10 protein-coding genes are annotated in these 13,036 nt (G+C 73.4%); 8 read left to right on the top strand and 2 right to left on the bottom strand.

Features of this window, described 5'->3' with window-relative positions; genetic code table 11:
* Positions 1-412: 412 nt before the first annotated feature.
* The 4 genes from ACZ46W_RS19615 to ACZ46W_RS19600 are packed head-to-tail and all read left to right on the top strand — an operon-like array spanning position 413 to position 4,835.
* Entirely contained in the window at positions 413-1,732 is a 1,320-nt protein-coding gene (locus tag ACZ46W_RS19615; RefSeq protein ID WP_468339834.1) for a ubiquitin-like domain-containing protein, read from the top strand.
* Positions 1,729-2,589, top strand: coding sequence for a 16S rRNA (adenine(1518)-N(6)/adenine(1519)-N(6))-dimethyltransferase RsmA (rsmA, locus tag ACZ46W_RS19610; protein ID WP_468339101.1), 861 nt, complete (start codon positions 1,729-1,731; stop codon positions 2,587-2,589). The genes ACZ46W_RS19615 and rsmA overlap by 4 nt, the downstream gene beginning before the upstream one ends.
* A gap of 8 nt (positions 2,590-2,597) precedes the next feature.
* Positions 2,598-3,503, top strand: coding sequence for a 4-(cytidine 5'-diphospho)-2-C-methyl-D-erythritol kinase (locus ACZ46W_RS19605; protein WP_468339832.1), 906 nt, complete (start codon positions 2,598-2,600; stop codon positions 3,501-3,503).
* 48 nt (positions 3,504-3,551) lie between these two features.
* A complete protein-coding gene (locus tag ACZ46W_RS19600; RefSeq protein WP_468339099.1) occupies positions 3,552-4,835 on the top strand; it encodes an acyltransferase family protein in 1,284 nt (427 codons plus the stop codon).
* Between the two features lie 93 nt (positions 4,836-4,928).
* Here the strand turns inward: ACZ46W_RS19600 and ACZ46W_RS19595 are convergent, their stop codons facing one another.
* Positions 4,929-5,576, bottom strand: coding sequence for a lipoprotein (locus tag ACZ46W_RS19595; RefSeq protein WP_468339097.1), 648 nt, complete (start codon positions 5,574-5,576; stop codon positions 4,929-4,931).
* A 210-nt stretch (positions 5,577-5,786) separates the two neighbouring features.
* On the opposite strand from ACZ46W_RS19595, the gene ACZ46W_RS19590 reads away from it, so the two are divergent.
* The 4 genes from ACZ46W_RS19590 to ACZ46W_RS19575 all read left to right on the top strand — a co-directional run bounded on the left by ACZ46W_RS19590 (position 5,787) and on the right by ACZ46W_RS19575 (position 12,737).
* On the top strand, positions 5,787-7,607 hold the full coding sequence (locus tag ACZ46W_RS19590) for an ABC-F family ATP-binding cassette domain-containing protein (protein WP_468339095.1): 1,821 nt from the start codon (positions 5,787-5,789) through the stop codon (positions 7,605-7,607).
* A gap of 245 nt (positions 7,608-7,852) precedes the next feature.
* Entirely contained in the window at positions 7,853-9,739 is a 1,887-nt protein-coding gene (locus tag ACZ46W_RS19585) for an outer membrane protein assembly factor BamB family protein (protein ID WP_468339093.1), read from the top strand.
* 316 nt (positions 9,740-10,055) lie between these two features.
* Complete coding sequence (locus tag ACZ46W_RS19580) at positions 10,056-11,825, top strand: outer membrane protein assembly factor BamB family protein (RefSeq protein WP_468339091.1); 1,770 nt, start codon at positions 10,056-10,058, stop codon at positions 11,823-11,825.
* Positions 11,826-12,047: 222 nt separating this feature from the next.
* A complete protein-coding gene (locus ACZ46W_RS19575) occupies positions 12,048-12,737 on the top strand; it encodes a helix-turn-helix transcriptional regulator (protein WP_468339089.1) in 690 nt (229 codons plus the stop codon).
* A 21-nt stretch (positions 12,738-12,758) separates the two neighbouring features.
* On the opposite strand, the gene ACZ46W_RS19570 is transcribed toward ACZ46W_RS19575, so the two are convergent.
* Complete coding sequence (locus tag ACZ46W_RS19570) at positions 12,759-13,034, bottom strand: hypothetical protein (protein ID WP_468339087.1); 276 nt, start codon at positions 13,032-13,034, stop codon at positions 12,759-12,761.
* Between the last annotated feature and the right edge of the window lie 2 nt (positions 13,035-13,036).

Raw genomic sequence — 13,036 nt, 5'->3', positions numbered from 1 at the left:
CTAGGGTCCCGGCCTCGTGAGCAACTCCCAGGGCAGTCACCGCACCGCCCCGGCTCCGCCCCGGGAGCCGGTGGCGGGGTACGAGGCAATGGGGTACGCGTACGAGCCGGCGGGATACGGCTCCGAGGCGCCCGGGTACGAGACGGCCGTCCGGTACGAGACGGCCGGGTACGAGACGGCCGCCGGGTACGGGGCGCCGGCCGGGTACGAGACGGCCGTCGGCTACGAGGCGCCGGGGTACGAGGCGTGGGGCGTGCCGTCGGCGTCGGCCGAGCCGGGGTTCCCGCCGCCGGCGGCACCGGCGCGGGACACTCCACCCGCGCCCGTCGCCGTGTACCGGGCGTTGCCCCGGCAGGGACCCGGAGCCCGGGCCCGCGCGCGGTCGGGGACGCGCGCCGGGGCATGGGCCGGTATGGGGTCCGGGCAAGGATCGGCGGGGTCGGCCGGGGCGACCGCGACATGGGCCGGTGCCCACGCCGGGACGGGAGCCGTGGCCGGGACCGGGGCCGGGACCGGAGGCGGCGTCGATCCCGCAGCGCCGACCCTCCCGGCGGTGCCCACCGGGGGCCGCGCCGAGGCCCGCCGTGCCGCCCGTCGCCGCAAGGCCGCCGGGGTGGGCGGGGCTGCCGGGGCGGGCGCTCCGGAAGGACTGCGGCGGCTCGTCCCGCAGGCACTCGTCGTGGCGTTCCTCGCCGGCGGCACCAGCGCGTTCGTCGCCGACGACAAGGCCGTGCGGCTCAGCGTCGACGGCGTACCGCGCACCATGCACACCTTCGCCGACGACGTCTCCGAGCTGCTCGCCGACGAGGGGCTCGACGTGGGCGAGCACGACCTCGTGGCGCCCGCGCCGCACGAGGCGCTCGCCAGCGGCGACGAGGTCGTCCTCCGCTACGGCCGCCCCGTCGTCCTCACCCTCGACGGTCAGCGCCGCCGCGTCTGGACCACCGCGCGGACCGTCGGCGAGGCGCTGCGCGGGCTCGGCGTCCGTGCCGAGGGCGCCTACCTGTCGGTGTCCCGCTCCGCCGCCATCACCCGGCGCGGCCTCGCCCTCGACGTACGCACCGAACGCACCGTGACCTTCATGGCCGACGGCCGCGAGCGCACCATCCGCACCAACGCCGCCACCGTCCGCGAGGCGGTCGAACAGGCGGGGATCGTCCTCGGCGGCCAGGACACCACCTCCGTACCGCTCGGCAGCTTCCCGCGCGACGGCCAGACGATCACCGTCATGCGGATCACCGCCGGCAAGGAGGTCCGCGAGGAGCCCATCCCGTACGAGGTGGAGAAGGTCGAGGACCCCTCGCTCTACACCGGCACCGAGGTCGTCGAGCGCCAGGGGCGGCAGGGCTCGCGCCGGGTGACGTACGCCGTGCGCACCGTCAACGGGGTCAAGCAGAGGCCCCGCAGGATCGCCGACGAGGTCGTACGGGAGCCGGTCCACCGGCGGGTGTTGGTCGGCACCAAGCCCATGCCGACCTCGGTCGCCGGCGCCGACCACCTGAACTGGGACGCCCTCGCCCAGTGCGAGTCCGGCGGCCGGCCGGACGCCGTGGACTCCTCCGGTACGTACGGCGGGCTGTACCAGTTCGACCCCGGCACCTGGCGCTCCCTCGGCGGCAGCGGCGTCCCGCAGGACGCGCCCGCCACCGAACAGACATACCGGGCGAAGAAGCTCTACGTGCAGCGGGGGGCGAGCCCGTGGCCGCACTGCGGCCGTAGGCTGTATCGGTGAGCACCACTGAGCCCGACGCACTCCTCGGCCCCGCCGACATCCGTGAACTGGCCGCAGCGCTGGGCGTCCGCCCCACCAAGCAGCGCGGCCAGAACTTCGTCATCGACGCCAACACCGTCCGGCGCATCGTCCGCACCGCGGAGGTCCGCCCCGACGACGTCGTCGTGGAGGTCGGGCCCGGGCTCGGGTCGCTGACCCTGGCGCTGCTGGAGGCGGCGGACCGGGTGGTCGCCGTCGAGATCGACGACGTGCTCGCGGGTGCGCTGCCGGCGACGATCGCCGCCCGCATGCCGGCGAAGAAGGACCGTTTCGCGCTCGTCCACTCCGACGCGATGCACGTCCAGGAGCTGCCGGGCCCGCCCCCGACAGCGCTCGTGGCGAACCTCCCGTACAACGTCGCCGTGCCCGTGCTGCTGCACATGCTCGACCGCTTCCCGACCATCGAGCGCACCCTCGTCATGGTCCAGTCTGAGGTCGCCGACCGGCTCGCGGCCCGGCCGGGCAACAAGGTGTACGGCGTGCCGTCGGTCAAGGCCAACTGGTACGCGGAGGTCAAGCGGGCCGGAGCCATCGGGCGCAACGTCTTCTGGCCCGCGCCGAACGTCGACTCGGGCCTGGTGTCCCTGGTACGCCGGGACCCCCCGAAGACCACGGCGTCGAAGCAGGACGTCTTCGCGGTCGTGGACGCGGCCTTCGCCCAGCGCCGCAAGACGCTGCGCGCCGCGCTGGCCGGCTGGGCCGGTTCGCCGGCGGCCGCCGAGGCGGCGCTGGTCGCCGCCGGGGTCTCCCCGCAGGCGCGGGGCGAGGCCCTCACCGTGGAAGAGTTCGCACGCATCGCGGAGGCCAAGGCAGCGTGACCCAGAGCATGCCCGAGAGCATCACCGTACGAGTCCCGGCGAAGGTCAACGTCCAGCTCGCGGTCGGCGCCGCGCGCCCGGACGGCTTCCACGACCTGGCCAACGTCTTCCTCGCCGTCTCCCTGTACGACGAGGTGACGGCGACCCCGGCCGACGGGCTGCGGATCACCTGCTCCGGCCCGGACGCGGACCAGGTGCCGCTGGACGCCACCAACCTGGCCGCCCGCGCGGCCATCGCCCTCGCGGCCCGGCACGGCATCTCGCCGGACGTCCACCTCCACATCGCCAAGGACATCCCCGTCGCGGGCGGCATGGCGGGCGGCAGCGCCGACGGCGCGGGCGCGCTGCTGGCCTGCGACGCCCTGTGGGGCACGGGCGCGTCCCGCGAGGAGCTCCTCGACATCTGCGCCGAGCTCGGCAGCGACGTGCCGTTCAGCCTCGTCGGCGGGGCGGCGCTGGGCACCGGCCGCGGTGAGCGGCTGACGCCGCTGGAGGTCGGCGGCACGTTCCACTGGGTGTTCGCGGTCGCCGACGGCGGCCTGTCGACCCCCGCGGTGTACGGGGAGTTCGACCGGCTCGCCGCCGGCACGGACGTCCCCGCCCCGGCCGCCTCGCCCGCCCTGCTGGACGCGCTGCGCACCGGCGACGCCGCCGCGCTGGCGGGCGCCCTCGCCAACGACCTCCAGCCCGCCGCCCTCTCCCTGCGCCCCTCCCTCGCCGCCACCCTCGCGGCCGGCACGGAGGCCGGCGCCCTGGCGGGCCTGGTCTCCGGGTCCGGCCCGACGACCGCGTTCCTGACCAAGGACGAGGACGCGGCCCGCACGGTCGCCGACGCCCTCCTCGCCTCCGGCACCTGCCGCACGGCCCGGGTGGCGACGTCGCCGGCGGCGGGGGCTACTCAGATCCGTACCTGAGTACGAGAGCGCTGACGCCGGTGCGGCCCCGTCCGGGACCGTACCGGCATGGCAATCAGCGTCTCGGAGCTCGCCGCCCGCACCCCCGACACCCGTGACCGGTACATCGACCTGCTGCGGGTCGCGTCGCTCGCGACCGTGGTGCTCGGCCACTGGCTGATGGCGGCCGTCACCGCCGACGGCTCCATTGGCAACCTGCTGGCCGTCGTCCCCGAGCTGCAAGTGCTCACCTGGGCGCTCCAGATCATGCCGGTGTTCTTCTTCGTCGGAGGCTTCTCGCACGCCCTGTCGTACCGCTCGCGCCCCGTCTACGCGGCGTTCCTGCGGGCCCGGCTCCAGCGGCTGCTGCGCCCCACGATGGTGTTCATCGGGGTGTGGACGGCCGCCGCGCTCGCCGTCCAACTGCTCGGCGGGGACGGCGGCCTGACGGGCGTGGCGCTGCGCCTGGTGGCACAGCCGCTGTGGTTCATCGGCATCTACCTGGCGATGGTGGCGTTCACCCCGCCGCTGCTGAGGCTGCACGAGCGGTACGGGTGGGGCGCGTTCGCCGCGCTGGTGGCGGGCGCGGTGGCGGTGGACGCGCTGCGGTTCGCGGCCGGGGTGCCGTACGTCGAGTTCCTGAACTTCGCCTTCGTGTGGCTGGCCGTGCACCAGCTCGGCTTCCTCCGGGCGGACGGCCGCGTCCGGATGCCCGCCGCCCTCGCGGTGTGCGGTCTGGTGGGCGCCGCCGCGCTGGTGGCCTTCGGCCCGTACCCGCTGTCCATGGTCGGCATGCCGGGCGAGAAGGTCTCCAACATGGCCCCGCCGACGCTGGCCCTGCTGTGCCACGGCCTGTGGCTGGTCGGCGCGGTGGAACTGCTGCGCGGCCCGGGCGCGAGGCTGGCCCGGCGCCCCGCCGTGTGGCGGGCCGTCATCGCCGCGAACGGTATCGCCATGACCGCGTTCCTGTGGCACCTGACGGCCATGCTCGGCGTGTACGGCGCGATGCTCGCGCTGGACGTGCCGCTCCCGGAGCCGGCGTCCGCCGCGTGGTGGGCGCAGGTGCCCGTGCGGCTGGCGGTCGCGGCGGCGGTGACGGCGCTGCTGGTCGCCGTGTTCCGCGCGGTCGAGCGCCCCGGCCCGCGCCCGGCCGCCGCCCCGGGCTCGTCACCCGTGGCGGCGCTCGGCATCACGCTGTGCCTGTTCGGCGTGCTCGGCCTGTCGATGGTCGGCTTCGGCGGCCTGCTGGAAGGCCGCTCGGCGCTCCTGATCGCCGTCCCTGTCACCGCCCCGGCGGCGGTCGGCATGGCCCTGGCCGGCTGGCTCCTGGTGGAACGCGCGGGCCGCGCCTGACCAGCCGACGGGCGGCCGGGACCGGTCGCGCTCGCGTGCACGGGCCGCTCCCCGGGCCGGCCTCCAGGCGGGCGGCCGGGGCCGCGCGTGCGGTCAGCCCGCGAGTGCGGTCGTGCGCTTCGCTCGCTCGTAGGCGGGGAGCATCGCCTTGTGCTCGTCGGCGTCCAGCCCGCCCAGGTGCACCACCACCGGGCCGGCGGGGGTGGAGACGGCGAAGGCCCGCTCGGGCTTGGGACCGTCGGTGAACTCGCTGGTGATCGTGTACGTCACCTCGGTGGCCGGCAGGGCGCCCGCCTTCGTCTCCGCGTACGCGACCTTCGAGGCGTTCTTCTCGGCGCCCACGAACGCCTCAAGCGCCTTGCGCGGCGTCTCCTTCGCGTTCGCGCCCGTCCAGACCCGGATGAACCCGATGTTCCCGGCCGGCTTGGCGTCGACCTCGCAGGCGAGGATGACCGTTCCCTGCTGGGCCAGCGCGGCGAAGTCGGGATCCCCCGACACCGTCACCTTCTCCGCTGTCCACTGGGGCGCCGTCTCGAACGACACGGGCAGCACGCACGGCGTGCCCTTGCCCCCGATCACGGTGCCCTTGGCCTCGGCCGACGCGCTCGGCTGCGCCTTCTCGGCCGCCTTCTCGGACGTCTTCTCGGGCGCCTTGGCCGGCGGCTCCGGCGAGCACCCCGTCAGCACCGCCCCGGCCACCGCCGCCACCGCGACGCCGCGCAGCATTCCGTATCGCCCCATGACAACCCCACCCCTCGCGTGACGATCAAACGCCGCACGCTACCGCACCGGCACCGCACACCCGTGCGCGGCCGCCGAGCCCGGCCGGGTGGGCGCCCGCGAGCGCCGCCGGAACCACCGGCCCCCGTCCTTGACCGACCGCCGCACGCCGGCGCACCGCCCGCGGCGGCTACCCTGGTAGGTCGACCCCGTCCCCTGCACAGGAGTGAAATGGCCGTCAACCTGGTCAATGTCGAGGCAGTCAGCAAGGTGTACGGCACCCGTGCCCTGCTCGACGGTGTCTCCCTCGGCGTCTCCGAGGGGGACCGGATCGGTGTCGTCGGCCGCAACGGAGACGGCAAGACCACCCTCATCCGGATGATCGCCAAACTGGAGGAGGCCGACACCGGACGCGTCACGCACAGCGGCGGCCTGCGCATCGGGGTGCTCACCCAGCACGACTCGCTCGACCCGGCCGCCACCGTCCGGCACGAGGTCATCGGCGACCTCGCCGACCACGAGTGGGCCGGCAGCGCCAAGATCCGGGACGTGCTCACCGGGCTGTTCGGCGGCCTCGACCTGCCGGGCTTCCCGCAGGGCCTCGACACCGTCATCGGGCCGCTGTCCGGTGGCGAGCGGCGCCGGATCGCGCTCGCGAAGCTCCTGATCGCCGAGCAGGACCTGATCGTCCTCGACGAGCCGACCAACCACCTCGACGTGGAGGGCATCGCCTGGCTGGCCCGCCACCTCCAGGCGCGGCGCTCCGCGCTGGTCTGCGTCACGCACGACCGCTGGTTCCTGGACCAGGTGTGCACGCGCATGTGGGACGTACAGCGCGGCACGGTCCACGAGTACGAGGGCGGTTACTCCGACTACGTCTTCGCGCGTGCCGAGCGCGAGCGCATCGCCGCCACGGAGGAGGCCAAGCGGCAGAACCTGATGCGCAAGGAGCTCGCCTGGCTGCGGCGCGGCGCCCCCGCCCGCACCTCCAAGCCGCGCTACCGCATCGAGGCCGCCAACGAGCTGATCGCCGACGTTCCGCCGCCGCGCGACACCAGCGAGCTGATGAAGTTCGCCAACGCCCGGCTCGGCAAGACCGTCTTCGACCTGGAGGACGTGACCGTCACCGCCGGGCCCAAGGTGCTGCTCAAGCACCTGACCTGGCAGCTCGGCCCCGGCGACCGCATCGGCCTGGTCGGCATCAACGGTGCCGGCAAGACCTCGCTGCTGCGCGCCCTCGCCGACGCCGCCGCCACGCAGGGCGAGCGGCAGCCGGCGGGTGGGCGGATCGTCGTCGGCAAGACGGTCCGCCTCGCCTACCTGTCGCAGGACGTCGCCGAACTCCCCGCCACCCTGCGGGTGCTGGAGGCCGTCCAGCAGGTGCGCGACCGCGTCGACCTCGGCAAGGGCCGGGAGATGACGGCGGGGCAGCTCTGCGAGCAGTTCGGGTTCACCAAGGAGAAGCAGTGGACGCCGGTGGGCGACCTGTCCGGCGGTGAGCGCCGCCGCCTCCAGTTGCTGCGGCTGCTGATGGACGAGCCGAACGTCCTCTTCCTCGACGAGCCGACCAATGACCTCGACATCGAGACCCTCACCCAGTTGGAGGACCTCCTCGACGGCTGGCCGGGCTCGATGGTCGTCATCTCCCACGACCGGTTCTTCATCGAGCGGACCACGGACAAGACGTACGCGCTGCTCGGCGACGCCACGCTGCGGATGCTGCCGCGCGGCATCGACGAGTACCTGGAGCGGCGCCAGCGGATGATCGAGACGGCGGCCGCCGCTTCGGCGTCGTCCCCGGCTCCGGCCGCCGCGTCCGCACCGGCCGGTGAGAAGTCGGCGGCCGACGTGCGCGCCGCCAAGAAGGAGCTCCAGAAGATCGAGCGCCAGCTCGACAAGGTCTCCGAGAAGGAGACCAAGCTGCACACCCAGATCGCCGAAAACGCCACCGACTTCGAGAAGGTGGCGAAACTGGACGCGGAGCTCCGGGAACTGGCGGCCCAGCGCGAGGACTTGGAGATGCGCTGGCTGGAACTCGCCGAAGACGCCTGAGCCCCGGGGGTACGTGGCGAAGGCGTGGAGAGCGGATAACGAGGGCATCACAGGCCGGTCCTCCCTTGGGAACAGGGGCGGACCGGCCCCTTTCGTGTCGGTGCCGAGTGATAGAAAGAAGCCCCGCTCGACTCACGTAACACTGCGGAATCCATGTCCGATTCGCTCCTTTCCGGCGGTACGTGCGCGCCGGAATCGCGGGGGAGGCCGGTCGGGCAGCGGACCGCACGAAGGGGGAAGCGCTGATGACTCAGCCGCCCAGCCAGCAACCGCCGCAGGGGGGCTTCGGGTCTCCGCAGGACCCGCACCAGCAGCCCCCTCAGGCCCCGGCCCAGCCGCCGGTCCCGCCGCAGGCTCCCGCCCAGCCGGCCGGCGCACCGGCCTACGGCGCCCCGCAGGGCGCCCCGGCCCAGCCGCCCGCCCAGCCGCCCGCCCAGCCGCCCGCCGGGCAGCCGCCGGTGCCGCCGCAGGCTCCCGGCCAGCCGCCCGCCGCCGCGCCCGGTTACGGCTACCCCCAGACTCCCCCGGCCCAGCCCGGCTACGGCTACCCGCAGCAGCCCGGGCAGCAGCCCGGCCCGTACGCGGCACAGCCCGGGCCCTACGGCCAGCAGCCCAACCCCTACGGGGGCTACCCCGGCCAGCCGCAGTACCCCGGCGCGCCCACCCCGCCCCCGGCCGGCAGGACCAGCCCCTTCAAGGGCAAGCCCGCCGCCATCATCGGCGCGGCCGTGGCCGCCCTGCTCGTCATCGGCGGCGGCACGTACCTCGCCCTCAGCGGCGACGACAGCGACCCCAAGAAGCCCGACGCCAAGGGCTCCGGTGCCGCGCCCGCCCCGACCGGCTCCGGCGAGGTCGACCAGGGCGACGGCACCGGCGGCGGCCGTGAGGCCAACGACGACCTGAACGCCGGGCGCAAGCCGGGCGAGGCCAAGGTCGAGTGGCTGATGACCAACGACGTGGACCTGCCGCGCAACGGCGCGGACGTGTACGGCCCGTGGGTCGTGGGCGACACCGTCGTCAAGGCGATGTACAAGAGCGTCGTGGGCTACTCGGCGGCCGACGGCAAGAAGAAGTGGGAGGTGCCGTTCACCACCGAGGTGTGCACCGCCCCGGCCGCGCCCGCCGCCGACGGCACCATCGTCATCGGCGTCAACGACAAGGCCGGTGAGAAGGCCGACTGCACGGTGCTCCAGCAGATCGACCTGAAGACCGGCAAGGCGGGCTGGAAGAAGCCCGTCCCCCAGGGGACCGGCTTCAACGCGCTGTCCGACATGACGCTCGCCATCAGCGGCACCACCGTCACGGCCGCCGGCACCGGCAACGCCCACGGGTTCTCCCTCGCCGACGGCAAGCACCTCTTCGGCACGCCCGACGCCGACTGCAAGCCGTTCGCCTACGCGGGCGGGCCGAAGCTCATCGCCGCGTCGAGCTGCCGCACGGGCGACTACAACAAGACCCAGCACGAGGTCAGCGAGGTCGACCCGGCGACCGGCAAGCCGAAGTGGACGTACAAGCTGCCGGCGAACTGGGAGGTCACCAAGGTCTTCTCGGTCAGCCCGCTGGTCATCTCCACCGAGGAGCCGGACAGCAAGAAGTGGAGCATCGTCGCGCTGACCGACGCGGGCAAGCTCCGCTCGACGCTGGACGGCGGCAAGGACAAGTTCAACCCCAAGTGCGGCGGCAGCTTCGTCGTCTTCGGCGAGAACCTCCAGGGCTGCATCGGTGTCGCCGCCGACGCCAACACCTTCTACATGTCGACGGAGCCCACCCAGCTCACCAACGGCACCAACGACGTGGTGGCGTTCGACCTGAACACCGGCAAGCCCAAGTGGCGCGCCCCCGCCGGACCGCAGCGGACGATGACGCCCCTGCGCATGGAGGGCGGTGACGTCCTGCTGTACATGGAGGGCTCCTGGGACCGCGGCGGCGCCGTCGCGACCCTCGCCCCGACGGGCGGCAGCCCGAAGGTGCTGCTCCAGCACCCGGCGTCGACGGCCGAGATCGAGAGCGACTTCTACTCGCCCCGGTACGCGTACGCCGACGGACGCTTCTTCATCGCCAGCGGCCGCGTCAGCGCCCGTAACGACGCCGAGGAGAAGCAGACGAAGACGATGATGGCGTTCGGCAAGTGACGACCGCCCCCGTTCGCTGACTCAGCCGAACCGACCGCCGTCCGGCCCGCCCGGGCCGGACGGCACGCTCAACCCCTACGGGGGCTGACCGACGCCTCGCCGCCGGCCGGTGGGCCCGACGTGGTCGCGACCGTCGCCCCGGGCGCCCACGAGCCGCGCGTCCTGATGCGGGCTCGCATGGAGCGCGTACGGCCGGGTCAGGGGCTTCGACGACGAGGAGGAGCGGGAAATGGCGATCATCCTGGCCTTCGGCACCTGACCTGCCCCGAATCCTGACGCACTGAACCGAGATCCTTCTTCCAGAGGTACGCACACCATGACGCAGCCGCCACCGCCGCCGAACCAGCCGCCGTCGCCCGGGGGCTTCGGCGCGCCGCAGGACCCCCCTCCGGGAGGGTTCGGGGCTCCCACTCCGCCGCCGCAGAACCCGGGCTACGGCTACCCCCAGGCGCCTCAGGCACCCCAGCCGCCCCAGGCTCCTCCGCCCGCCCAGCCGCCCGGTTACGGCTACCCGCAGGCGCCGGGGCAGGTGCCCGGGCAGCCGCCGACGCAGCCGCCCGGTTACGGCTACGGCTACCCCACCGCCCCGATGCAGCAGCCGGCGCAGGGCGGACCCGGGGGCGGGGGCGGCAAGCAACTGTCCACGCAGATGCAGATCATCATCGCCGCGGCCGTCGCCGTCGTGCTGATCATCGGCGCCGGGGTCTGGTACGCCACCTCCGGCACGAGTGACCCCGCCGACAACGCCAAGGGCGGCTCCTCCGGCGCCACCGGTGGCGCCAACGGCGGCGGCACGGGCGGCCCCGACGGCGCCGGCAAGGAGAAGGTGCCCGCCAACACCCAGGCCAAGGTCGCCTTCCAACTGCCGCTGCCCAAGGTCCAGGACCTCACGGACGTGAACGGCTCCTGGGTCACCGACAAGGCGTACGTCAAGTCCGGCGTCGAGTCGGTCGTCGGCTACGACGTCGACAAGGGCACCCCGCTGTGGACCACGCCGCTCCCCGGCCAGGTCTGCGCGGCGTCCCGGCACGTCAAGGACAACAAGACCGCCATCGTCTTCGAGGCCGCCAAGCGCGTGCCGCCGAAGAACTTCCAGCCGTGCACCGAGGTCGGCGTCATCGACCTGACCACCGGCAAACTGCTGTGGCGCAAGTCCGTCACGGGCGCCGACGCCGGTGACGACAAGGCCGCGTTCGACGAGGTCACCATCGGCGCCACCACCGTCGCGGCCGGTGGCCTCGACGGCGGCGCGGCCTGGGACCTGGCCACCGGCAAGGAGCTGTGGAAGCCGCAGGTCAACGCCGAGGAGTGCGAGGACCGCGGCTACGGCGGCGGTGAAGCCCTCGTCGCGGCGCGCGTCTGCGGGCCCTACGACAGCGCGTACGTGCTCATCCAGAACCTCGACCCGAAGACCGGCGCGCCCCTGTCGTCGTTCAAGATGCCGGCCGGCGTCGAGGACGCGGGCATCATCTCCACCAAGCCGCTGGTCGTCGCCGCCGACGTGGGCGACACCGCCGGTGACGGCTCCGGCATCTCGGACTTCTTCTCCATCGACGAGAAGACCGGCAAGCTCAAGGTGAAGATCGCGGCGGACGCCGAGCGGTACGCGGCCGAGTGCGACTCGTCCGGCGTGGAGGTCTGCCACCGGGCTGTCGTCGGCAACAACCGGCTCTACCTGCCCACCGAGGACCACGAGGGCGGCGGTGAGTACGGGGACACCAACGAGATCGTGTCGTTCGACCTCACCACCGGCAAGCCCACCACCGACAAGGCCGACGCGGGCGACCGCTACTCGATGTTCCCGCTGCGGATGGACGGTGGCAACGTCATCGCGTACAAGAAGGCGCCGTACGACAAGGGCGGACAGGTCGTCAGCATCGACGGCGGGTCCTTCAAGCAGACCGTGCTGCTGGAGAACCCGTCCGACGAGTCGGTGCGGTCCGCGGAGCAGTCCTTCGTCCTGGACTCCGCGGAGATCCTCTACCGCGACGGCAGGCTGTTCATCGCCGACAACCTGTTCGACAAGCCGAGCGGTACGTCCACCGACCGCAAGGAGTACCTGGCGATCGGGTTCACCACACACTGATGCACCTCGCACAGGGCGGACGGCCCGGCACATCGACTCGCTCGATGTGCCGGGCCGTCCACTTGGTGAGCCGCATGTAGCCCTGTTTGGCGAAGAATTCGACATTCTGGGGGGCTTCTGACAAGTAACGGGCGCGCAACGTCGAACAAGCGTGTAGCTTGCCGGGTCAACAGTGCTGGGGCGCGGCGGGGGGCCGGCCCCAGGTGGATGGGGGGAAGCTCGATGGGCGTGCGGCTCATGGTGGTCGACGACCACCGACTGCTCGCCGAGGCGCTCGCCTCGGCGCTCAAACTGCGCGGGCACCGGGTGCTCGCGGCCGCCGCGCCCACGGCGGGCGCGGCCGAACTGGTGGTGAGCAGGGCGCCCGAGGTCTGTCTGCTGGGGACGGCGGCCCCGGCCGAACCGGGGGCGTTCGACCCGATCGTGACGATCAAGCGGGAGCGCCCGCAGGTCGCCGTGGTGGTGCTGGGGCCGGTGCCGTCCCCGCGCGGCATCGCGGCGGCGTTCGCGGCAGGCGCTTCCGGTTACGTACGCCACGACGAGCGCATCGAGGGCGTGGAGCGCGCCATGATGAAGGTCAGGGCGGGCGAGACGGCGGTGGCGCCGCAGTTGCTCCAGGGCGCCTTCACCGAGCTGCTCAACCCGGCCGCCCAGCCGGACGACGAAGGGCAGCGGCTGCTGCGGCTGCTCACCCCGCGCGAGGTGGAGGTGCTGGTGCGGGTCGCGGAGGGCGACGACACCAGGCTGATCGCGGCGGGCATGAACATCGCGCCGAGCACGGCCCGTACGCATGTGCAGCGGGTGCTGATGAAGCTGGGCGTCGGGTCCCGGCTGGAGGCCGCCGCGCTGGCCGCCCGTACGGGGCTGCTGGACCGGGCGTCCGGAGTGGCGAAGGGGCCGGACCTGCTCTGACGCGGTCCGGCCCCCTCGGGTCTACTCGCCGGGCGGCGCCGGGGGCGCCATCGGGCGCAGCCGCAGCCAGATCAGGAAGAACAGCCCGAGGGCGAGCATGCCCAGGCCGGTCCAGAGGTTGATGTTGACGCCGACGGCCTTCTTCAGGTCCGCGTCGGACGCGGTGAGCCCGGCGACGGTGACGATGATCCCGTACACCGTGAACAGGCCCCCGATGATGCGCCGGATGTCGAAGAGGCGGGCGGCGGTGGCGGACTTCTTCTCCAGCTCGGAGACTTCACGCTGCAGTTCGGACATGG

It is taken from the genome of Streptomyces sp. NPDC031064, from assembly GCF_055570965.1.
The sequence above is the reverse complement of the archived record's forward strand: the minus strand, read 5'-3'. Positions and strand labels throughout refer to the sequence as shown.

What these genes read in the sequence shown, in the direction of transcription:
- ACZ46W_RS19580 (WP_468339091.1), top strand. Translation starts at nt 10,056, where the DNA reads ATGACGCAGCCGCCACCGCCGCCGAACCAGCCGCCGTCGCCCGGGGGC.
- ACZ46W_RS19570 (WP_468339087.1), bottom strand. Translation starts at nt 13,034, where the DNA reads ATGTCCGAACTGCAGCGTGAAGTCTCCGAGCTGGAGAAGAAGTCCGCC.
- ACZ46W_RS19605 (WP_468339832.1), top strand. Translation starts at nt 2,598, where the DNA reads ATGCCCGAGAGCATCACCGTACGAGTCCCGGCGAAGGTCAACGTCCAG.
- ACZ46W_RS19585 (WP_468339093.1), top strand. Translation starts at nt 7,853, where the DNA reads ATGACTCAGCCGCCCAGCCAGCAACCGCCGCAGGGGGGCTTCGGGTCT.
- ACZ46W_RS19600 (WP_468339099.1), top strand. Translation starts at nt 3,552, where the DNA reads ATGGCAATCAGCGTCTCGGAGCTCGCCGCCCGCACCCCCGACACCCGT.
- ACZ46W_RS19590 (WP_468339095.1), top strand. Translation starts at nt 5,787, where the DNA reads ATGGCCGTCAACCTGGTCAATGTCGAGGCAGTCAGCAAGGTGTACGGC.
- ACZ46W_RS19575 (WP_468339089.1), top strand. Translation starts at nt 12,048, where the DNA reads ATGGGCGTGCGGCTCATGGTGGTCGACGACCACCGACTGCTCGCCGAG.
- ACZ46W_RS19615 (WP_468339834.1), top strand. Translation starts at nt 413, where the DNA reads ATGGGGTCCGGGCAAGGATCGGCGGGGTCGGCCGGGGCGACCGCGACA.
- ACZ46W_RS19595 (WP_468339097.1), bottom strand. Translation starts at nt 5,576, where the DNA reads ATGGGGCGATACGGAATGCTGCGCGGCGTCGCGGTGGCGGCGGTGGCC.